Below are 19308 nucleotides of genomic sequence, written 5' to 3' on the forward strand. Positions count from 1 at the left end.
GGATGGGGTCCGCGGCGGCGTCGCCCGTTCGGGACCGGTCGGGCGCCGGTTTGCCGGAGCGCGAGCGGGGCAGCAGGAGCCGATCCGCAACCGAAGGAGCGCCCGTGCCAGGAGCAGAAGTCGTCGAGTTTCTCGCCCAGGTGGACCGGGGCGACCTCCATCTGGCCAGGGAGCTGATCCTCGAACCGGGTTCCAGCTACCTGGTGGACTACAAGATCGTCGGCATCGCGACCGGGGAGGGCGGGTTCGGGATCGGGGAGCTGCGGCTCAACGGGGTCACCCTCAAGGGTTCCGAGGCGCAGTCGAACGTCGCCGCCGAAGCCGGCGAGGAGGTCGCGATGGCGTCCTCGCACGTCGTCCAGACCCAGGAGACGCTGCCGGTACTGCACCTTCGTTTCGTTCCCGGGCCTCCGGACGGCGGCTGCCTGTTCCAGTCCGCCAATGTCAGCTGTGTGAAACAGTGATCAGGCCACGCCCGGCGTGATCAGCCCCGTCTCGTAGGCGACCACCACGGCCTGGGCCCGGTCGCGCAGGTTCAGCTTCGCCAGGATGCGGGCGACGTGCGTCTTCACCGTCGCCTCCGACAGGTGGAAGCGCGCCGCCAGTTCCGCGTTCGACAGGCCGCGGCCCAGCAGGCCGAGGACCTCGCGCTCGCGCGGAGTCAGGGTCGCGAGGTCCTTGTGCAGGGCCTCGGTGCGGGGGTTCACCATCGGGACCGCGAAGCGCTCGACCAGGCGCCGGGTGATCGCCGGAGCCAGCATCGCGTCGCCCTCGCGCACCATCTTGACCGCCGCGACCAGGTGTTCCGGGCTGACGTCCTTCAGCAGGAATCCGCTGGCGCCGGCGGTGATCGCGGCGTAGACGTACTGGTCCAGATCGAAGGTCGTCAGGATGATGACGCGCGGGCGGTCGTCGTCGGCCGGGTCGGCACCGACACCGGCACCGACACCGGCACCGGCACCGGCACCGGCACCGGCACCGACACTGTCGGCCAGGATCAGCCGGGTCGCCTCCAGGCCGTCCATGCCCGGCATCCGGATGTCCATCAGCACCACGTCCGGCCGCGTCTGCCGCACCACCCGCAGCGCCTCGTCCCCGTTGGCCGCCTCGCCGACCACGTCGATGCCCTCGGACATCAGGATCATGCGGAACCCGGTGCGCACCAGCACCTGGTCGTCGGCGATCACCACCCGCAGCGCGTTCACGCCGCCACCCCCTCCCGCAACGGGATCACCGCACTCACCATGTATCCCCCCGTCAGTCTCGGTCCCGCGCTCAGCGTCCCACCGTAGACCGCCAGCCGCTGGCGCAGCCCGACCAGGCCGCGGCCGTTGCCGGTGGCCGCCGAGGAGGAGGCGGTGCCGCCGGTGTCGACGACGTCCACCTTCAGCCGCTGCGGACTGTAGTCCAGCGTCACCCGGATCAGCGCGCCGACAGCATGCTTCACCGAGTTGGTCAGCCCTTCCTGCACCACCCGGTACGCCGCCAGGTCCAGCCCCGACGGCAGCGGTATCACGTCGCCCTCGATCGCCAGATCCACCCGCACCCCGCCGTTGCGGATCCGTTCCACCAGCGCCGGGATCTGCTCCAGGCCGGGCTGCGGCGCCAGGTCCGCGGTGCCGGCCGGGTCGCCGCCCTGGGAGGTCATCGTCAGCAGCCCCATCACGTGCCGCAGCTCGGCCATCGCCGCGCGGCCGCTGTCCTCCACCGCCAGCAGGGCCTCGCGCGCCAGGTCCGGCGACGTGGCCAGGACCTTGCGGGCCGCGCCGGCCTGCACCACCATCACGCTCACGTTGTGCGAGACCACGTCGTGCAGCTCCGCGGCGATGCGCGCGCGTTCCTGCTCCACGGCCCGCAGCATCGAGGACTCGCGTTCCTCCTCCAGTTCGTGCACGCGCTGGCGCCAGTTCCCGATCGCGTTGGCGCCCAACACGATCGGGATCAGGAACAGGAACGGCACGAAGCTGCGGGTGATGTTCGGGATCTGGCCGCCGCGGGTGGCGGCCAGCAGGATCGCGCCGGCGGCCAGGCTGTAGACCATCGCCGAGCGGAACGGGCTGTAGATCGCGGCGCTGTAGGCGGCGATCAGGGTGGACATGAACGTGAAGATCGCGGTGTCGTTCGCGTCCGTGACATTGGCGTGCAGCAGGATCACGGCCACTTCGCAGACCCAGAAGGCGGCCAGCGGGAAGCGGCGGCGCACGGCCAGCGGCAGCGCCGTCATCACCACCAGGAAGGTGTCGCGCGGTCCCACCACGAGCAGGTGGTCGATGCCGTAGAGCGGGCCGTGCTGGCCGGGGTTCACCGCCGCGTGGTGGTAGCCGCTGTTCAGTGTGCTGACGATCATCGCCAGCGCCAGGGCGATGTCCGCCGCCCAGGCCCAGCGGCTGGGCGAAGGCGCCGCCCCGGTCCGGCGGGTCACCGCGCTCCACGCGCCCCGGGCCCGCCCAGCCCAACCCTCGTCGTCCCTGTTCACCGGCTCAGTGTCGCAAGAACCCCGGCCGCCGCACATCATCCGCTCCGTCCATCGGCGTACGCCTGCGGGATACACCCCCAGGATGAGGGCACCGCGGCATCGGCTCACGGGTGTAGCACGGTTCATGACACAGGCCGACGCGGCTGATCACGGTCTGTTCGTAGGTTCATGACCATGACGAACCCGCCGATGATCGATCTGCGTGACGCGACGAAGGAATACGACGACGGCCCACCCGCCCTGGCCGGTGTGACCCTGTCCGTGGCCGCCGGCGAGTGCCTGGCGGTCCTGGGCCACTCCGGCAGCGGCAAGTCCACGCTGCTGAACCTGATCGCCGGGCTGGACCGGCCGACCGGCGGGAGCGTGACCGTCAACGGCACCCGCGTGGACCAACTCGGCGAGGCCGGCTCCGCCAAGTACCGGCGGACCTCGATCGGGATGATCTTCCAGTTCTTCAACCTGCTCGACGACCTGACCGTGCTGGACAACATCCTGATCCCGGCGCAGCTGGCCGGGATGGGCAAGGGCGAGGCCCGGCGCCGGGCCGGCGAGCTGCTCGGCTCCCTGGGCATCGACCGGCACGCCAAGGCCTACCCGCAGCGGCTGTCCGGCGGCCAGCGGCAGCGCGTCGCGGTGGCCAGGGCCCTGATGAACCGGCCGGCGCTGCTGCTGGCCGACGAGCCGACCGGCGCCCTGGACTCGCACGCCGCCGCCGACGTGCGCCGGCTGCTGCTGGACCTGAACCACGAGGGCCAGACCATCCTGCTGGTCACCCACGACGTCGAGCTGGCGGCGACCACCGCGCACCGGACGATCGAGCTGGTGGACGGCGCGGTGGCGCGGGACATGGTGAACCCGGGGGTGGCCGACGGTGCGACGCGGGGGGACGCATCGCAGGCCGCTGGGAGGGACCCGTTCGGTACCGCGAGCGCGACGAACTCGGCGGGCACGACAGCCGCCGGCACCGCCTTCAACGGCCCGTCGGGAGCGGTCCGATGACCCTGCGCAAACCACCGCTCCCGCGGCGCCTCTTCGAAGCCGCCTTCCATGCCATGGCCCGCCTGCTGCTGGCGGCGAGCCGGTGAGCGCCCTGGGCAAAGTGGTCCGCTCCGGCGTCGGCCGCCGGCGCGTCCAGTCCTTCGTCATGGCCCTGACCACGCTGGCCGCCGTGACCTCCTCCGTCCTCTCGCTCGGCTTGCTCAGCGCCGTGTCAGCCCCCTTCGACCACGCCTTCGCCAGCCGCCACGGCGCGCACCTGGCCGTGCAGTTCGACGGCTCCAAGGCCACCGCGACCCAAGTCGCCGCGACCGCGCACGCCGCCGGCGTCACCGAGTCCTCCGGCCCCTACCCGATCACCACCTCGCTCGACGCGACAATCGGGAAAGACTGCACCGCGACCGCCGGTCCCGACATGCCGTACGCCGGCACCGCGGCGCCGCCGGCGACGATCTCGACCCGGCCGAGTCTGGGGAGCGGCTCCGGGCTGGACCAGATCGTGCTGGACCACGGCAGCTGGCCGACCACCGCGAACCAGATCGTCCTGAACGACTGGCCCAACGACTGCCTCGGCAAATCCGTCGTGTTCAGCTCGCTGCCCGGCAAGCCGTCGTTCGTCGTCGTCGGCTTCGCGAACTCGCTGACCAGCAGCGCTTCCGGCTGGACCACCTCCGCGGGCTTCGCGCGGCTGACAGCCGCCGGGGCGAAGGCCGACTCGCAGATGCTCTACCGCTTCGCCTCGGCCGGGACCGACGCCCAGCTGGCCGCCGACCGCAAGGCCGTCACGGCCGCCGCTCCGGCCGACTCGTACGAGGGCTCGCAGTCGTACCTGACGGCCGAACAGCAGGCGACCGGCAACGCCAAGGCCTTCGTGCCGTTCCTGATCGTCTTCGGCGTCCTCGGGCTGTTCCTGTCCGTCCTGATCATCGCGATCGTGGTGAGCGGCGCGGTGGTGTCGGCGACCCGGCGCATCGGGATCCTGAAATCGCTCGGCTTCACCCCGTCGCAGGTGGCCCGCGCCTATGCCGCGCAGGCGCTGATCCCGGCGGCGTTCGGGGTGGTGATCGGGACGGTCTTCGGCAACCTGCTGTCCGTCCCGGTGCTCAACGGCACCAGCCGCGACCTCGGCGCGGCCAGTGCCAGCCTGCCGTTGTGGGTGAGCGTCGCGGTCCCGGTGGGGACGCTGGCGATCGTCGGGGTCACCGCGCTCGTCCCGGCGCTGCGGGCCGGCCGGCTGCCGGCCGTGCAGACGCTGGTCGTGGGCCGGGCCCCGAAGGCCGAGCGCGGTCGCGCGGCCCAGCGTCTGGCCTCCCGGCTGCCGCTTCCCCGGTCGATGTCGCTGGGCCTGGCCCAGCCGTTCGCCCGGCCGGCCCGGGCCGCGCTGGTCGGCGCCGCGGTGCTGTTCGGCGCGGTGAGCGTGACCTTCGCGCTGGGCTTGGAGGCCGGGTTCAGCAAGTTCCAGGACCAGCGCGGCGCCGGGTTCGCCGACGCCTCGGTGATCGTGGTGCCCGGCCTGTCCGACGACCACGGTCCGGGGCGTCCCGGCGGGCAGTACGGTCCCAACGATCCGCGCACCCCGCACCTGGACCCCGCGAAGGTGTCGGCCGCGCTGGCCGGCGTCCCGGGAACCAAAGCCGCCTTCGGCTGGGGCGACAGCGGCGCGACCATCATCGGCGCGCCGAGCGGCGACCCGAGCGAGGTGGACACGGTGTCCGGGGACATGTCCTGGACCGGGTTGGAGCTGATCGGCGGCCGCTGGTACTCCGGGCCCGGCGAGGCGGTCGTCAGCGACCGGCTGGCCTCGGCGATGGGGACGCACGTCGGGGACACCGTCACCGTCGTGCAGGAAGGCAAGCCGCTGACCCTGAAGGTGGTCGGCATCGCCTTCGACGCCTACCAGGGCGGCCGGGCCGTGCTGGTCGACAGCGCCACGTTCAGCGCGGCCGGCCTGACCCCGCACATCGACCAGTTCAACGTGGAGCTGGGCGCGAACGTCGACGGGCCGCAGTGGGCCGCCTCGGCCACGGCCGCGCTGGTTCCGCTGGACGCCTCGGTGGACCACCAGATCAACGGCGGCAAGTCGGACGTGGTGCTGACCATGAGCGCGCTGGTGGCGACACTGTCGATCATGCTGCTGGTGGTCGCGGCGCTCGGCGTGCTGAACACGGTGGTCCAGGACACCCGCGAGCGGATCCACGAGCTGGGCGTCTTCAAGGCGCTGGGGATGACGCCGCGGCAGACCGTGGCCATGGTGCTCACCTCGGTGGCGCTCACCGGACTGGTCGCCGGGCTGATCGGGGTGCCGATCGGCACCGCACTGGAGCACGCGACGATCACCCCGATGGGGAACGCGGTCGGCATGCACCTGCCGCTGAGTGTGACCGAAACCTATTCCGCGGGGCTGTTGCTCCCGCTGCTGGCCGGCGGGGTCGTCATCGCGCTGCTCGGCGCGGTGCTGCCGGCCGGCTGGGCGGCGCGGTCGCGGACCGCCACCGCGCTGAGGACCGAGTAGCGGCTGTGACGACGGTCACCTAAGCCGTTTCCAGGCAATCACGAAGGAATGCCGGCCTGTCGGGGTTGATACCCTCGAAAGGTCGGCATTCCGCCGTAGCTCAGCTCTTCAGTGAGCACAGACCTCAACACAATGGCGTGAGAGGCAGTCCCCCATGGCGGTCAGCGTTTTCGACCTGTTCTCGATCGGCATCGGCCCCTCGAGTTCGCACACCGTCGGCCCGATGCGGGCGGCCCGGATGTTCGTCAAGCGCTTGGACAACGAGGACCTGCTGCCGAAGGTCGCGCGAATTCGCGCTGAACTCTTCGGCTCCCTCGGCGCGACCGGCCACGGGCACGGCACCCCGAAGGCGGTGCTGCTCGGGCTGGAGGGCCAGATGCCGGCGACCGTGGACGTGCGCGGCGTGGAGACGGACCTGGCGCGGATCCGCGAGACCGGCCGGCTGCGGCTGCTCGGGACCGAGCACGGCAGCGCCGCCGAGGTCGCCTTCAGCGAGGACCGCGACCTGGTCCTGCACCGGCGCAAGTCGCTGCCCTTCCACGCCAACGGCATGCAGCTGTCGGCCTACGACGAGCACGGCGAGCCGCTGATGGCCAAGACGTACTACTCGGTCGGCGGCGGGTTCGTGGTCGACGAGGACGCCGTCGGCGCCGACCGCGTGGTCCTGGACGACACCGTCCTGAAGTACCCGTTCCGCACCGGCGCCGAGCTCCTGGAGCTGACCGCGCAGACCGGTTTCAGCGTCAGCGGCCTGATGCTGGAGAACGAGCTGGCCTGGCGCACCGACGCCGAGGTCCGCGCCGGCCTGCTGGAGATCTGGCGCGTGATGCGCGAGTGCGTCGCCAACGGCATCACCACCGAGGGCATCCTGCCCGGCGGCCTGAAGGTGCGCCGCCGCGCCCCGGGCCTGGCCCGGACGCTGCGCACCGAGGGCAACCGCGAGATGCACGCCAACGAGTGGGCCACGCTGTGGGCGATGGCGGTGAACGAGGAGAACGCGGCCGGCGGCCGGGTCGTCACCGCCCCCACCAACGGCGCCGCCGGCATCATCCCGGCCGTGCTGCACTACTACGTCAACTTCGTGCCCGACGCCGACGAGGACGGCGTGGTCCGCTTCCTGCTGGCCGCCGGCGCCGTCGGCATGCTGTTCAAGGAGAACGCCTCCATCTCCGGCGCCGAGGTCGGCTGCCAGGGCGAGGTCGGCTCGGCCTGCTCGATGGCCGCCGCCGGCCTGGCCGAAGTCCTCGGCGGCACCCCGGAACAGGTGGAGAACGCCGCCGAGATCGGCATGGAACACAACCTCGGCCTCACCTGCGACCCGATCGGCGGCCTCGTCCAGATCCCGTGCATCGAACGCAACGGCATGGCCGCGGTGAAGGCCGTCACCGCAGCGCGGATGGCACTGCGCGGCGACGGCCGACACCACGTGTCCCTGGACAAGGTCATCAAGACCATGAAGGACACCGGCCGCGACATGTCGGTCAAGTACAAGGAGACGGCGCGCGGCGGCCTCGCGGTGAACGTCATCGAGTGCTGACGGTCACGGTCGCCCCTTCCAGGTCGGCGGAGCCCTGGGTGGTCAGGATCGCCCCGAGCACGTCGGCCGTCCGCTGACCCGTCCCGGCGGCGAACCCGATCTGCCCGGTGGTCTGGGCGCCCGGGAACACCGGCGTGGCGGCGACGGCGCCGTCGATCAGGACCGCGGTCGCCTTGCGGGTATAGCGGGCGCTGAAGTCGGACAGGGCCTTGGCTCCCGCGTCGTCGAACGTCACGATGACGCCCCAGATATCGCGATCGGTGCCTTGCGAGAACAGCATCGGCCGCGAGGCGACGACGCGGTAGTCGACGCCCACGGGATCGGTGACCCAGGCGGGCATCTCACCGGCCCGTCCGCACGCCAGCCACTGCGTGCCGGTCTTCACGATCGACTCCTGGCACGCCTGCGTCACGCTGCCCTGGGCCGGGGCCGGGGAAGGCACGGGGGTGGTGGGCCGGAGCTGCAGGACGCCGGGATCGGCGAACGTCTTCAGCAGGTCCAGGTCGGCGGCATGACCCGTCACCTGGAGGCGCCAGGGATTGTGCCGCACGGTCGCGGTGACGTCCTTCAAACCCTCGGCGACGGCACGGCGATGCACCCACGCCTTCACCGAACTGTCCGTGGTCTCAGGGCCCACCGATCCGGTGCGGCTCTGGATGGTCACCGTGACAGCGTCGCCGGACCGGTGCCGACCGCCGCCGGTCGCCAGCACCGCCGTACCGCCGGCTCCGGCCACTGCGATCGCCGCCGCCACCATGGAGAGCAGCGGACGCCGCCAGAACGGCCGCTTGGCGGTGGCCGCCTCGGCGATCCGGTACGCGTTGAAGACCGGCGGCTGCCGGCAGTCGGCTTCCGCGGCCAGGGCACGCGACAGGGTGTCTTCGATCTCTGTCATGCCGTCCGCTCCTCCTTCTGCGCCGCCATCGCCTCGCGCAGCTTGGCCAGCCCGCGCGCCGCCTGGGACTTCACGGTCCCGAGCGAGATCCCCAACGCCTCGGCGATCTGCGCCTCGGTCATGTCGTCGTAGTAACGGACATCGTGACCGGTCCGCGGCCCCGGCGCCGGTGGTGGTCGGTGGCCAGGTTCGCCAGGATCCGCCGCACGTAGGCCTCCGGCGCCTCCATGCCGGCGACCCGATCCCAGTGCCGGTAGGCACGTTCCAGGGCGCCCTGCACCAGATCCTCGGCGACGTGCCGGTCGCCGACGATCAGCACCGCCGTGCGGAACAGCGCGGCCGACCGGGCCGCCACGAACTCGACGAAGCCCGGGTCCACCGAGGGCGGGGGTCTGCGTTTCATGGAGTGCTGAACCTCGTGCGGGCCGGGAAGGTTGCATCCTCGCCGAAAGTCCCGCGTCCGGCGAGCTGATGTGACCGCTGTGGGAGATGGTCGATCCGGCATTGCCCGGACCCGTTGCACCCGCGAACGATCAGCCAGCATGATGAGCACGACGACCGGTTCAGAGAAGAAGCCACATGCACCTGTTGGACGACCTCGACGGTCTATCCTCCCGAGCACAGACCCTGCTTCGGCGCACAGGATGGCGCGTGCCGCCCGAGCCCGATCTTCAGACTCAGATCGAGCACGTCCGACTGATTGGCGACGGGTTCGTCACCGCTCCTCCGATGCTCACCATCCGGCGCGAGGGATTCGCGCTCCGATACGGAGGCCTGCGTTACACCGTCCGGCGCTTTCTCGTCCTCGACGGACAGCGCCACGAGGTGGCCCGCGAATGGAACTACGATCTCGGCGGGCTCGCCTGGGCGGACAAACCCGGCGGCTGGTACTTCGACTGGATCGGAGAACGCGTGTCCAGCCCGATCCGCCACCTCGTGCACACCGATGGCCGCGTTGGGGCCGAGGACGGAAGCAGCGACTTCCTGGAGATCGCCCCGTCGCTGCCGACGCTCATCGAGTCCCACGCGCTCATGGACGAGCTCGCGCAGTGGGACTTGTGCCTCTGGAACGTCGACATCGATCAATTGGGTGACGTTGGCGCGGAGCTTGTCGACGTCCCCGAGGCGTCAGGACCAACCGTTCGCTGGAGGATCTCGCCGACCCTTGCGGTCCAGGAGTTCCAGTCGTGGACGCACCAGCAACCGCGGCCGTGGCGAGCGGTCGCCTGGACACGCGGCGGCAGGGCAAATCGATTACTCGAAGCACAGACCAGCGCATCGGGCCGACGGTAGGCATCATCGCCCATCCTGCGGAGGAGCGAGTCGCGCGTGCAGCGCTGGCCGCCGGCCCACTTGCCTGCTCCGGCCTCGGTGAGGAGCCGGTCCACGGCCGCCTCGGCCTCTGGTCCGAAACGCGCGCTTCCCATGGCGAACTGATCCGAAATGCCCACCTCCGCGATCGATCCAAGCGTGCAACCTACTGCTGACATGTGCAGAGTCCAGTCGTACTAGACAATCCCGCCCCAGGGTCGGCAGCAGTGCTTGACACGGGAGCCGAGCCACTTGCATGGTTAGTTACATGAGTAATGAACCAGGGAACCGGTGATGGAGGAGGGCCGCCCGCTCTTCCAGCAGATCGCCGAACAGATCGAGGACTCGATCCTGGACGGTTCGCTGACCGCGGCCGCGCAGGCGCCGTCGACCAACGAGCTCGCCGCGTTCCACCGGATCAACCCGGCCACCGCGGCCAAGGGCATCAACCAGCTGGTATCCGACGGGATCCTCTACAAGAAGCGAGGGATCGGCATGTTCGTGGCGGCAGACGCGCGCCGGCGCGTCCTGGAACGGCGGCGCGAGTCCTTCGCCCGGGACTTCGTGGAGCCGCTGCTGGCCGAGGCCCGGCGGCTCGGGCTCAGCGCCGACGACGTGCGGAACCTGATCGGGAAGCGGGGGGACGGACGATGAGCGCCGTACTGGTCGAGGACCTGACGATGCGCTACCGCGGACATACCGCGCTGGACGGGGTCGGCCTGGAGCTGGCGCCGGACACCATCCACGGGCTGCTGGGCCGCAACGGCGCCGGCAAGACCACCTTGATGCGCATCCTCACCGGGCAGGAGTTCCAGACCTCCGGCCGGGTCGAGGTGTTCGGGCAGCCGCCGCGGGAGAACTCCGAGGTGCTGGGCCGGGTGTGCTTCATCCGCGAGGCGCAGAAGTACCCGCAGAACTTCAAGGTGCGCGAGGCCTTCGCCGCCGCCGCGATCGCCTGCCCGGGCTGGGACCAGGCCCTGGCCGACCGGTTGGTACGGGACTTCGACCTGCCGCTCAAGCGGCAGATCAAGAAGCTCTCGCGCGGACAGCTCTCCGCGGTCGGCATCATCATCGGCCTGGCCTCGCGGGCCCCGCTGACCCTGTTCGACGAGCCGTACCTGGGCCTGGACGCGGTGGCCCGGCACGTCTTCTACGACCGGCTGCTGGAGGACTTCTCCGAGCACCCGCGCACCATAGTGCTCTCCACGCACCTCATCGACGAGGTCGCCGACCTGATCGAGCACGTGGTGCTGATCGACCACGGCAAGGTCCTGATGGACGCCGACGCCGACGGGCTGCGCGGCCGCGCGGTGTCGGTGACCGGCCCGGCCGAGGCCGTGGCCGCCTATGCCGACGGCACGCCGGTACTGCACCGCTCGGAGCTGGGGGGCCGGCTGCGGGTGACGCTGCCGGAACGGCCGGAGCGGCCGGCCGAGGGCGTCAGCGTCGACTCGCTGTCGCTGCAGGAACTGATCGTCCTCACGACGAACCAGGGGGACCAGGCATGACCGAGACCATCAGAGCCGCCGAGACCATCAGAGCCACCAAGACCATCAAGGCGACCGAGACCGTCAAGGCACTGCGCATCCAGTTGCTGAAGCCGGGCTCGACCTTCGCGATCCCGTGGTTCAGCATCGGCATCGCGATCGCCCTGTGCACCGCGCTGTTCGCGGTGATCGGCCACCAGGTGCCGTACCACAGCCGGAGCACCGGCGCGCTGAGCGCCTTCTACCTGTCCAGCGTCGGGGTGCAGCCGTGGCTGGTGACCCAGCTGTTCCCGTTCTCGGCCGCGCTGTCCGTCACCCGGCGGGCCTTCATCCGGGCCACCGTGCTGCTGGTCCTGGCCGAGACGGTGATCGCCGGGCTCGGGCTGGCGCTGCTGAACAAGATCGAGATCGGCACGGACGGCTGGTTCGTCCACATGCGCCTGCTGGACCTGCCGTACGTCCACCAGGACGACTACTTCACCCAGGCGTTGGTGTACGGGGTGCCGATGATGGCGCTGACGTCGGTCACCGCGTTCCTGGGCGCGGTGTTCCGGGTCTTCGGGCAGTTCGGGCTGTGGGTGTGCTTCGTGGCGATGGCCGTGCTCGCCGCCGCGGTGGTGGCGGTGCTGTTCCTGGCGCACGGGATGGGACACGTCGGACACTTCTTCGCCACGCAGCCCATGCTGGCCGACTTCGCGCTGTACCCGCTGGCGCTGGTGGCGCTGTTCGGGACCGGCTGGGCTGTGCTGATGCTGCGGTCGCGAGTGTGAGAGCTCTGGCAGGAGGGGATCAGAGCTCTTCCACGGCGCCGATGTCGAACTCCTGACTGCGCGCCTCAAACGCCACCCGGCCGGTGTCGCCTCGGTAGACGATGCGATACCGGCCCCGTGGCGTCTCCGGCGGCACCTGCCACTCGATGCGGACCGTGGACAGCGTGCTGTGCCGCGGCGAGGGCCGGCGGGTCCAGTACATCCGGGTCGACCAGTCCCCGTCGTCGGCGACGCGGTGCCAGTACAGGCCTTCGCGGCGCTGCACCTCGAAGTACGTGCCGCCGCGCCGGGGATCGTGCGCGGGGTGGACGCCGGCGAACTCGGCGACCACGGTCCGGCCGTCCCAGGCGAACGACATCGCCTCGCCGATGTCGGCGTTCGGGAGCGGACGGTCCGGTGCGGGCGGGTTCGGCTGACGGCGATGGCGGCGGGACAGGTCGGGCGCGGGCCGGCCGGGGACGACGCGCCGGCCGTCGCGCATCGCGGTGGCCAGCAGCCAGGCGTGGTGTTGCAGCGCCGGCAGCTGCCAGCGTCCGAACAGCGTGCTGGCGCCCTCGTACATCTGGGCGTCGTACTCCTCGGGGGTGGTCACGTAGTGGCCGTAGGCGTTGGCGTAGCCGACGACCAGGACGTGGTCCAGGGCCGCGCCGACGGCCTCGGCGACGGTGCGGCGCAGGCGCAGGCCGGCGACGATCGTCACCTCGAAGGGCAGGCACAGCAGGTGGAGCGATCCGATGCGCAGCAACTGGATCGGCAGGACCTCCTGACCGAAGGGGACGACGCGGTTCAGGAGGCTGATCGGGGCGGCCAGCGTCTTCGGGGCCTGCGCGTCCCGCAGCCGGGGGGACACGCGGTAGACGCCGTGGCGGGAGACAGCGTCCAGGAGCGGGTTGTGCTCGGGGTGCGCGAACCGCCAGCCGGTCGGGCCGTCGGGCAGGGCCCCGGCGAAGGCGGTGGCGCCGGGGACGGCGTGCGAGGTCCGGTGCCACGCGCCGTCGCCGGTGAAGCGCGGGCCGACCCGGACGCGGGCCATGTCGACGTGGATCAGGCGGTGGTCCAGGCCGCCTTCGAGGAGTTCGGAGTTCTCCTTGTCCGCCAACAGTTTCGCCGCCGCCTCGTACTGCCGGGTGCCGATGACACGGGTGTTCTCGAACTCGTCCTCGGTCGGCCCGCTGCCCGGCCGCAGGTTCAGGTTCGGCGACATGTCGCCGGCGTTGGTCTGCGCGAAGGCGGTGATCAGGGGGGCGGAGTGGGCGGGGTGGTCGGTGGGGCGGGTGGCGGGCCGGGCATCGTCAGCGAGATAGTCGATCCCTGAGACGGCGCGTTCCCAGTGGTAGGCGGCGTAGCCCTTGTTGTCCGCGCTGACCAGGCGGTTCCGGTTGGTCATGCTGGTGTTGTGGACGGCGAACCAGGAGACGAGCCCCACCGGGACGCCGTCGCGTTCCAGGGTCAGCAGCGTGGTGGCCGGGTCCACGGCGTCCGGGAAAAAAGCCTTGTCGGCACTCGGGTTCCGCTCGAAGGCGCGGCGGGAGCGGTTGACGCTGGCGTCGTGCAGCTCGCCGTGGTTCAGCCGCAGCTGCGCGGGCTGCAGATCGGCGATCGCCCGGCGGGCGGCCTCGACGATGCCGTCGACGATCGCCCGGAACGTCTGCGGACGGAAGCCGCCGGTGGTGCTGTTGTAGACGGCGTGGTGCGAGTAGCCGCCGGGGCCGCAGTGCGTGTGGGTCGCGGTGATGAGGACGTTGGCCTCGGTGTAGACGGCCGGCAGACGGCGCAGGACGGCCTGCGTCACACTGCTGAAGACCAACGGCAGATCGCAGACGACGAGCAACATGCGCCGCTCCCCGTCGGCCAGCGCGAAGGCCCGCGCCCGCAACCGCGTGTGCAGCCCGGCCGCCTGCTGCTCCGGCAGCCCGTAGCCGAGCAACCCGCACTCGGCGATCTCCCCGGTGATGTCCGCGATACCCCGCCCGGCCAGGTAGCCCATGCCGATCACGTAACGCGCACCCGATAACCGGTGTCAAGCACCGCCGGGGTCTGAGAACATCGAGACATGGCTGATCAGACCGCGACCGGCGTGAACGGACCCCTGACGGTCCGCTACAACGCCATGCCCGCGTCCAGCCACACCGGCCGCAACCGCGCCGAAGCCGTCATCCCGGCAGCGGAGCTGACCTGGCGCTTCTCCCGCTCGGCGGGCCCCGGCGGCCAGGGCGTGAACACCACCGACAGCCGAGCCGAGCTGTCCTTCGACCTCGCGGCCAGCACGGCACTGCCGCACTGGCTGAAGGCCCGGGCCTTCGAGCGCCTGGCCGGGCGGCTGGTGAACGGCGTGCTGACGGTGACCGCGAGCGAGCAGCGGTCGCAGCTGCAGAACCGCGAGGCGGCCCGGGAGCGGCTGGCGCTGGTGCTCGCCGAGGCGCTCGCGCCGCCGCCCGCGCCGCGGCGGGCGAAGAAGGTGCCGGCCGGGGTGACGCGGCGGCGGTTGGAGAGCAAGACGCGGCGGGGGCAGACGAAGCAGTTGCGGCGGCGGGTTGATGATTTCTGAGGCGGGATTGGCGGGTGGGGTGGCCGGTTAGGTTGGCTGGCCGCCTTTTGTTTACCCGTTGACAATCAAAGGCATTTTCTTAACGCTTCGCGCATTGTTTGCGGGATCCACGTGCCACACCGTGGCCGGCTGCCGCTGCCCACCACCGGGTACCACTCACGGCGGGCCCGGCCGACCGCCGAACCCGCATCATCGCCGCGCGACTCGGCCGCGCGGCCCGGCCACGGCTACTCGGCCGCGGCGCCCTTCCCGTCCTTGCCCTTGGCCTTGACCTGCTTCTGGGCCTGGGTCTGCTTCTGGGCCTGGGTCTGCATCTGGGCCTCGGCCTGCTTCTGGGCCGGCACCTCGGCCACCGCCTCGGCGGTGCCGACCGTGCCGACCGTGCCGACCGCCGTCGCGGCCTCGGCGGCCAGCGCCGCGTCCTCGGCCTCGAAGTGTTCCTGGGCCCGGCCGAGCTGCTTGCCCATGTTCTTCAGCAGAGCCCACAGGGCCACGCCGAGTGCGAGCACGATCAGGAACGCGACCAGCCCCGGCTTCGTCTTGTCGAGGCTGCCGCTGCTGGCGAGCACCGGTTGGGCGTTGGTGAGCAATCCGGACACAGCGTTCATGTCCCGCAGTCTACGAGCACACTCCCGCGTGCTCGTGCACACCCTGCCCCGGGAGCGCTCCGTGGGCCTTCTCGTGCTCGCGGACGCCGGCGAACAGGTCGTCCTCGGGGAGTGTGGTGTCGATCACCGAGCGGGCCAGCTCGAAGTCCTCGGTCGGCCAGACCGCGCGGCGGATGTCGTTCGGGGTGCGGAAGAAGGGGCCGTCGGGGTCGATCTGGGTGGCGTGGGCCTTCAGGGCCGCGTCGCGGGTCTCGAAGAAGTCCCCGACCGGGACGCGGGTGGTGATCTCGCGCTGCGGCCAGTTCTCGCGCTCCTTCAGGAGTTCCCAGTAGGGGGACTCCAGGCCGCGGTCCAGCATCTCCTGGTGCTCGGCCTCGATGCGCTGGACCGACCAGGCCACGTCGTAGTACAGCTTCAGGGGCTGCCACGGTTCGCCGGCGTCCGGGTACCGCTCCGGGTCGCCGGCCGCCTCGAAGGCCGCGATGGTGACCTTGTGGGTCATGATGTGGTCCGGGTGCGGGTAGCCGCCGTTCTCGTTGTACGTGACCACCACCTGCGGGCGCTGCCGGCGCATCAGCCTGACCAGGGGTTCGGCCGCGGTCTCGACGTCCTTTAGGGCGAAGCAGCCCGCCGGCAGCGGCGGCAGCGGGTCGCCCTGGGGCAGGCCGGAGTCGACGAAGCCCAGCCACTCCTGGCGCACGCCCAGGATCTCGCGGGCCGCGTCCATCTCCCTGCGGCGCACCTCGAGCAGGTTGGCCTCGATCTCGGCCTGGACGGCCGGATCCTTCTTCAGCTGCGGGTTGAGGATGTCGCCCCGGGAGCCGTCAGTGCAGGTGACGACCAGCACGTCCACGCCGTCACGGACGTACCGCGCGCTGGTGGCCGCACCCTTGCTGGACTCGTCGTCCGGGTGCGCGTGGACGGTCATCAAGCGCAGTTCGTGCGTCACGGTGTTCCTCCATCAGTAGCCGCCCGAATATACTGACGCACGGATCCGACACTGCGCACATCCGAATCGCTCCCGCCCGTGAAAGCCAGGTGAACCGCGTTGACGTCCGAGGTGCAGGACGAGGTGGTCGCGCGCTACGCGCGCTCATCCGGCCTGTCCAGGCGCGCGCGCATCGCCCTGGGGGCGGCCGGAGTGATCGCGCTCACCGGCGCGGTGTCGTACATCGGCCTGAAGCAGGCCACGCCGCCGCTGACCGCGACGGTCCTGGGCTACCAGGTCGCCTCCGACCACAGCGTCGACGTGCGGTTCCAAGTGGACAACCGGGACCACGACAAGCCCGCGACCTGTACCGTCCGGGCCCGCGACTACGGCGGGAACGAAGTGGGCCGGCTCGACGTCCCGGTCCCCGTCGGCAAACAGACGCAGGTGCTCAGCGCCACGATCCGGACCAGCAGCCGGGCCATCAGCGGCGAAGTGCTGGACTGCCAGCTCACATAGAGCCCCGGCGGTCCACGGCTGATTAACCCGGCGTTATCCGTCCGTGCTCCTTGTTACGATCGCCATTCTGTGTCTGACTGAAAACAGTGTCTGACTGAAAACCATGTGTGACTGACAAGCACGATCCCTCAATGTGTAGAACCCTAGGAGTACCCGTGACCCAGACCAACGACAGCGTCACCTGGCTGACCCAGGACGCCTACGACCGGCTCACCGCCGAGTTGGAGCAATTGTCGGGACCGGGCCGCGTGGAGATCGCGCAGAAGATCGAAGCCGCTCGCGAAGAGGGCGACCTCCGCGAGAACGGCGGCTACCACGCGGCCAAGGAGGAGCAGGGCAAGATCGAGCTGCGGATCCGCCAGCTCACCCAGCTTCTGGAGCACGCCCGGGTCGGCGACTCGGTGGAGTCCGGCGTCGCGGTGCCGGGCGCGGTCGTGACCATCGCCTTCGACGGCGACGAGGACGACACGCTGACGTTCCTGCTCGGCTCGCGCGAGGACGCCGCCGAGAACATGGAGGTCTACTCCGCGCAGTCGCCGCTGGGCGGCGCGATCAACGGCAAGAAGGTCGGCGAGCAGGCCGAGTACGAACTGCCGAACGGCAAGCCGATGATGGTCAAGCTGCTGGACGCCAAGCCGTACACCCGCTGAGACCGTCCGGCGCCCCACCGCGCCCCGCCGCGAGAGCTTGAGCGGCCCCCGCGTGAGGTTCACGTGGGGGCCGCTCGCTGCGCGTCGGGGCTTCGTTCGGCTCGGCTCGGCTCAGCTGGCGCTGGACGAGGGGTGCGACGACACCGAGGACGGCGGCGTGGTCGGCCCCTGCGACGTGCTGGTCGAGCTGGGCACCCCGGGCTGGCTGGAGGTGGCCGTGGTGCCGGTGTCGGTGGGCGGGCCGGAGCGGCTGCCGGTGCTGGTCGAGTCGGCCGCGGACGCCGGCGACCCGGAGCCCGAGGTGTGGCCGTAGGTCGGGTACGTCGTGTACGTGTGGTGCGGGTAGGTGTGCCCGTAGACGCTGGTCGAGGTGGGCACCGGTTCGGTCGGCGGCACCGTGTCGTCGGTGCCCGTGCCGGCGGTCGGGACATCGGTCTGCTGCGCCGGGCCCGGACCGGGCGCGCCGCCGTCCGGCGACTTCCCCGCCGAACTCACCGCCAGCGCCACGGACAGCCCCAGCACGGCCGGCACGGCGACCGCCGCGGTGATGAGCGCCTTGCGCCGCATGTCGGGCCGCAGACCCCCGCCACGGCCCCCGTAGCCGCCGGACGCGCCCTGATGGGGCTCGGCCCCGCGGCGGCGCACCGGGGGCTCGCCGGCGCCGTGGTGGGTGGGCGGACCGGCGTGGCGGCCGCCGCCGGAGTCGGCCATCGCGCCGGGGAGGTCGTAGACCCGGGTCCCGTCCGGATAGTCGGCAGCGTGGCCGCCACGGCCCCCGGAGTCGGCCATCGGGGCTATTCGCTCGTCGTAGACGCGGGTGGCCTCCGGCGGCATCGCACCGGGCATCGCACCCGGCATCGCGCTCAGGCGTGCGGTCTCGTCCAGGGCATCGGCGTGGCCGTAAGAGCCGGGATATTCGCCCTCGTAGTCTCCGCGGCCGTGCCGGGCGCCGAAACCGGACGCGGCGCTCTCCCCGAACGCCGCGTCGCGACCGTACCGGCCCTCCGGGCCGGCGGTGTCGCCGTATAACCCCTCGGCGTAACCGGCGGCTCCGGCGGCCGCGGCAGCACCCCCGGCTGCCGCGTACCCGGCCTCGGCCGCGGGCCGCCGACGGCGGCGACCCCCGGAGTCGGTCAGCGTGTCCTCGTAGCCGCTCGGGATCCCGGCGTAGCCGCCGTAGCCGCCGTCCAGGCCGCCGGGCCCGGCCAGGTCCTCGCCGGCCTCCACCGGGCCGCCGAGCACGTGCCGCACCGCCTCGGCCATCTCGGCCCCATCGGCCCAGCGGTGTGTCGGGTCCTTCTCCAGCGCTTGCCACAGCACCTCGGCGACAGGGGTGGCGACGTAGTCCGGCAACGGCGGCGGCGGCTCGTGCATGTGCATGTACATCACCGCGGCGGTGCTGGCGGCCTGGAAGGGCTGGCGGCCGGACAGCAGTTCGTAGCCGAGGATGCCGACCGCGTAGACGTCGGCCGCCGGGGTCGGGGTCTCGGCGTGGAAGAGTTCGGGCGCCAGGTACGGGACGGTGCCCATCAGCGCGTCGGCCGCGGTCAGCCCCAGCGACTCCGGGGAGCGCGCGATGCCGAAGTCGGCCAGCACCACCCCGCCGGAGGTGAGCATCACGTTCGCCGGCTTCACGTCCCGGTGCACCACCCCGGTGCGGTGCACGGCGCCCAGCGCGTCCAGCAGCGAGGCCAGCACCTTCATCGCGAAGCGCGGCTCCAGCGCCCCGGTGCGCGCCAGCACCCGGTCCAGCGACTCGCCCTCGATGAACTCCATCACCAGGAACGCCGCGCCCGGCGTGTCGGCATCGGTGGCGTCGGTGTAGCCGTAGTCGTACACCCGGACGATGCCGGGATGGTCCATCATCGCCATGACCCGGGCCTCGGCCACGAAACGGGCTCGGAAGGTCGGCGCGTCCAGCAGGGCCGGCAGCACGATCTTCACCGCGACGGTCCGGCCGAGCACCAGGTCGCGGCTGCGCCACACCTCGCCCATCGAGCCGCCGCCGATGCGGTCGATCAGCTCGTACCGGTCGTTCAACACCTCGCCCGGTCTAGGTCCTGTCATCGGT

General features: G+C 71.3%; 20 protein-coding genes. 11 read left to right on the forward strand and 9 right to left on the reverse strand.

Going from position 1 to position 19308, the window contains the following annotated elements:
- Window positions 1–104 precede the first annotated feature (104 nt).
- Entirely contained in the window at window positions 105–464 is a 360-nt protein-coding gene (locus ABH926_RS23345; protein WP_370367846.1) for a hypothetical protein, read from the forward strand.
- On the opposite strand, the gene ABH926_RS23350 is transcribed toward ABH926_RS23345, so the two are convergent.
- Together ABH926_RS23350 and ABH926_RS23355 are read right to left on the reverse strand one after the other, a co-directional pair.
- Window positions 465–1145 carry a response regulator gene (locus ABH926_RS23350; protein ID WP_370368015.1) on the reverse strand — a complete coding sequence of 227 codons (681 nt, stop codon included), beginning with the start codon at window positions 1143–1145 and terminating at the stop codon, window positions 465–467.
- Window positions 1146–1201: 56 nt separating this feature from the next.
- Window positions 1202–2476, reverse strand: coding sequence for a sensor histidine kinase (locus ABH926_RS23355; protein WP_370367847.1), 1275 nt, complete (start codon window positions 2474–2476; stop codon window positions 1202–1204).
- Window positions 2477–2650: 174 nt separating this feature from the next.
- Here ABH926_RS23355 and ABH926_RS23360 point away from each other — a divergent pair, with 174 nt between their 5' ends.
- The 3 genes from ABH926_RS23360 to ABH926_RS23370 all read left to right on the forward strand — a co-directional run bounded on the left by ABH926_RS23360 (window position 2651) and on the right by ABH926_RS23370 (window position 7521).
- Window positions 2651–3475, forward strand: coding sequence for an ABC transporter ATP-binding protein (locus ABH926_RS23360; protein WP_370367848.1), 825 nt, complete (start codon window positions 2651–2653; stop codon window positions 3473–3475).
- 82 nt (window positions 3476–3557) lie between these two features.
- Complete coding sequence (locus tag ABH926_RS23365) at window positions 3558–5984, forward strand: ABC transporter permease (RefSeq protein WP_370367849.1); 2427 nt, start codon at window positions 3558–3560, stop codon at window positions 5982–5984.
- A gap of 154 nt (window positions 5985–6138) precedes the next feature.
- Complete coding sequence (locus ABH926_RS23370; RefSeq protein ID WP_370367850.1) at window positions 6139–7521, forward strand: L-serine ammonia-lyase; 1383 nt, start codon at window positions 6139–6141, stop codon at window positions 7519–7521.
- Here the strand turns inward: ABH926_RS23370 and ABH926_RS23375 are convergent.
- The 3 genes from ABH926_RS23375 to ABH926_RS23385 are packed head-to-tail and all read right to left on the reverse strand — an operon-like array spanning window position 7508 to window position 8819.
- The gene (locus ABH926_RS23375; protein ID WP_370367851.1) at window positions 7508–8416 is read right to left on the reverse strand and encodes a hypothetical protein; all 909 of its coding nucleotides are present in this window, start codon (window positions 8414–8416) and stop codon (window positions 7508–7510) included. The genes ABH926_RS23370 and ABH926_RS23375 overlap by 14 nt on opposite strands.
- Complete coding sequence (locus ABH926_RS23380; RefSeq protein ID WP_370367852.1) at window positions 8413–8538, reverse strand: sigma factor-like helix-turn-helix DNA-binding protein; 126 nt, start codon at window positions 8536–8538, stop codon at window positions 8413–8415. Before ABH926_RS23380 ends, ABH926_RS23375 begins: the two co-directional genes overlap by 4 nt.
- Window positions 8535–8819: a sigma factor gene (locus ABH926_RS23385; protein WP_370367853.1), complete on the reverse strand. Its 285-nt coding sequence runs from the start codon at window positions 8817–8819 to the stop codon at window positions 8535–8537. The genes ABH926_RS23380 and ABH926_RS23385 overlap by 4 nt, the downstream gene beginning before the upstream one ends.
- A 176-nt stretch (window positions 8820–8995) precedes the next feature.
- Here ABH926_RS23385 and ABH926_RS23390 point away from each other — a divergent pair, with 176 nt between their 5' ends.
- The 4 genes from ABH926_RS23390 (at window position 8996) to ABH926_RS23405 (ending at window position 11984) form a co-directional block, all read left to right on the forward strand.
- Entirely contained in the window at window positions 8996–9709 is a 714-nt protein-coding gene (locus ABH926_RS23390; RefSeq protein ID WP_370367854.1) for a hypothetical protein, read from the forward strand.
- A 312-nt stretch (window positions 9710–10021) separates the two neighbouring features.
- Window positions 10022–10381, forward strand: coding sequence for a GntR family transcriptional regulator (locus ABH926_RS23395; protein WP_370367855.1), 360 nt, complete (start codon window positions 10022–10024; stop codon window positions 10379–10381).
- The gene (locus ABH926_RS23400) at window positions 10378–11235 is read left to right on the forward strand and encodes an ABC transporter ATP-binding protein (RefSeq protein ID WP_370367856.1); all 858 of its coding nucleotides are present in this window, start codon (window positions 10378–10380) and stop codon (window positions 11233–11235) included. Before ABH926_RS23395 ends, ABH926_RS23400 begins: the two co-directional genes overlap by 4 nt.
- The gene (locus tag ABH926_RS23405) at window positions 11232–11984 is read left to right on the forward strand and encodes a hypothetical protein (protein ID WP_370367857.1); all 753 of its coding nucleotides are present in this window, start codon (window positions 11232–11234) and stop codon (window positions 11982–11984) included. The genes ABH926_RS23400 and ABH926_RS23405 overlap by 4 nt, the downstream gene beginning before the upstream one ends.
- A 19-nt stretch (window positions 11985–12003) precedes the next feature.
- Here the strand turns inward: ABH926_RS23405 and ABH926_RS23410 are convergent, their stop codons facing one another.
- Complete coding sequence (locus ABH926_RS23410; RefSeq protein ID WP_370368016.1) at window positions 12004–13971, reverse strand: neutral/alkaline non-lysosomal ceramidase N-terminal domain-containing protein; 1968 nt, start codon at window positions 13969–13971, stop codon at window positions 12004–12006.
- Between the two features lie 123 nt (window positions 13972–14094).
- On the opposite strand from ABH926_RS23410, the gene arfB reads away from it, so the two are divergent.
- Window positions 14095–14532: an alternative ribosome rescue aminoacyl-tRNA hydrolase ArfB gene (arfB, locus tag ABH926_RS23415; protein WP_370368017.1), complete on the forward strand. Its 438-nt coding sequence runs from the start codon at window positions 14095–14097 to the stop codon at window positions 14530–14532.
- Between the two features lie 227 nt (window positions 14533–14759).
- Here arfB and ABH926_RS23420 read toward each other — a convergent pair whose 3' ends face one another.
- Both ABH926_RS23420 and mca read right to left on the reverse strand, forming a co-directional pair.
- Window positions 14760–15140 (reverse strand): hypothetical protein, encoded by a 381-nt coding sequence (locus tag ABH926_RS23420; RefSeq protein WP_370367858.1) that lies wholly within the window; start codon window positions 15138–15140, stop codon window positions 14760–14762.
- Window positions 15141–15150: 10 nt separating this feature from the next.
- On the reverse strand, window positions 15151–16089 hold the full coding sequence (gene mca, locus ABH926_RS23425) for a mycothiol conjugate amidase Mca (protein ID WP_370367859.1): 939 nt from the start codon (window positions 16087–16089) through the stop codon (window positions 15151–15153).
- 99 nt (window positions 16090–16188) lie between these two features.
- Between mca and ABH926_RS23430 the strand changes: the two genes are divergently transcribed.
- Complete coding sequence (locus ABH926_RS23430) at window positions 16189–16587, forward strand: DUF4307 domain-containing protein (protein ID WP_370367860.1); 399 nt, start codon at window positions 16189–16191, stop codon at window positions 16585–16587.
- A 155-nt stretch (window positions 16588–16742) separates the two neighbouring features.
- Window positions 16743–17237: a transcription elongation factor GreA gene (greA, locus tag ABH926_RS23435; protein WP_370367861.1), complete on the forward strand. Its 495-nt coding sequence runs from the start codon at window positions 16743–16745 to the stop codon at window positions 17235–17237.
- Window positions 17238–17348: 111 nt separating this feature from the next.
- Here greA and ABH926_RS23440 read toward each other — a convergent pair whose 3' ends face one another.
- Window positions 17349–19304, reverse strand: coding sequence for a protein kinase (locus ABH926_RS23440; protein WP_370367862.1), 1956 nt, complete (start codon window positions 19302–19304; stop codon window positions 17349–17351).
- Window positions 19305–19308 lie beyond the last annotated feature (4 nt).

The organism is Catenulispora sp. GP43, from assembly GCF_041260665.1.
Classification (GTDB): Bacteria; Actinomycetota; Actinomycetes; order Streptomycetales; family Catenulisporaceae; genus Catenulispora.

Coding starts and splice junctions, on each gene's coding strand:
- ABH926_RS23350 (WP_370368015.1), bottom strand. CDS start 1,145: ATGATCCTGATGTCCGAGGGCATCGACGTGGTCGGCGAGGCGGCCAAC.
- ABH926_RS23360 (WP_370367848.1), top strand. CDS start 2,651: ATGACGAACCCGCCGATGATCGATCTGCGTGACGCGACGAAGGAATAC.
- ABH926_RS23370 (WP_370367850.1), top strand. CDS start 6,139: ATGGCGGTCAGCGTTTTCGACCTGTTCTCGATCGGCATCGGCCCCTCG.
- ABH926_RS23375 (WP_370367851.1), bottom strand. CDS start 8,416: ATGACAGAGATCGAAGACACCCTGTCGCGTGCCCTGGCCGCGGAAGCC.
- ABH926_RS23380 (WP_370367852.1), bottom strand. CDS start 8,538: ATGACCGAGGCGCAGATCGCCGAGGCGTTGGGGATCTCGCTCGGGACC.
- ABH926_RS23385 (WP_370367853.1), bottom strand. CDS start 8,819: ATGAAACGCAGACCCCCGCCCTCGGTGGACCCGGGCTTCGTCGAGTTC.
- ABH926_RS23390 (WP_370367854.1), top strand. CDS start 8,996: ATGCACCTGTTGGACGACCTCGACGGTCTATCCTCCCGAGCACAGACC.
- ABH926_RS23395 (WP_370367855.1), top strand. CDS start 10,022: ATGGAGGAGGGCCGCCCGCTCTTCCAGCAGATCGCCGAACAGATCGAG.
- ABH926_RS23400 (WP_370367856.1), top strand. CDS start 10,378: ATGAGCGCCGTACTGGTCGAGGACCTGACGATGCGCTACCGCGGACAT.
- ABH926_RS23405 (WP_370367857.1), top strand. CDS start 11,232: ATGACCGAGACCATCAGAGCCGCCGAGACCATCAGAGCCACCAAGACC.
- ABH926_RS23410 (WP_370368016.1), bottom strand. CDS start 13,971: ATGGGCTACCTGGCCGGGCGGGGTATCGCGGACATCACCGGGGAGATC.
- arfB (WP_370368017.1), top strand. CDS start 14,095: ATGCCCGCGTCCAGCCACACCGGCCGCAACCGCGCCGAAGCCGTCATC.
- ABH926_RS23420 (WP_370367858.1), bottom strand. CDS start 15,140: ATGAACGCTGTGTCCGGATTGCTCACCAACGCCCAACCGGTGCTCGCC.
- ABH926_RS23440 (WP_370367862.1), bottom strand. CDS start 19,304: ATGACAGGACCTAGACCGGGCGAGGTGTTGAACGACCGGTACGAGCTG.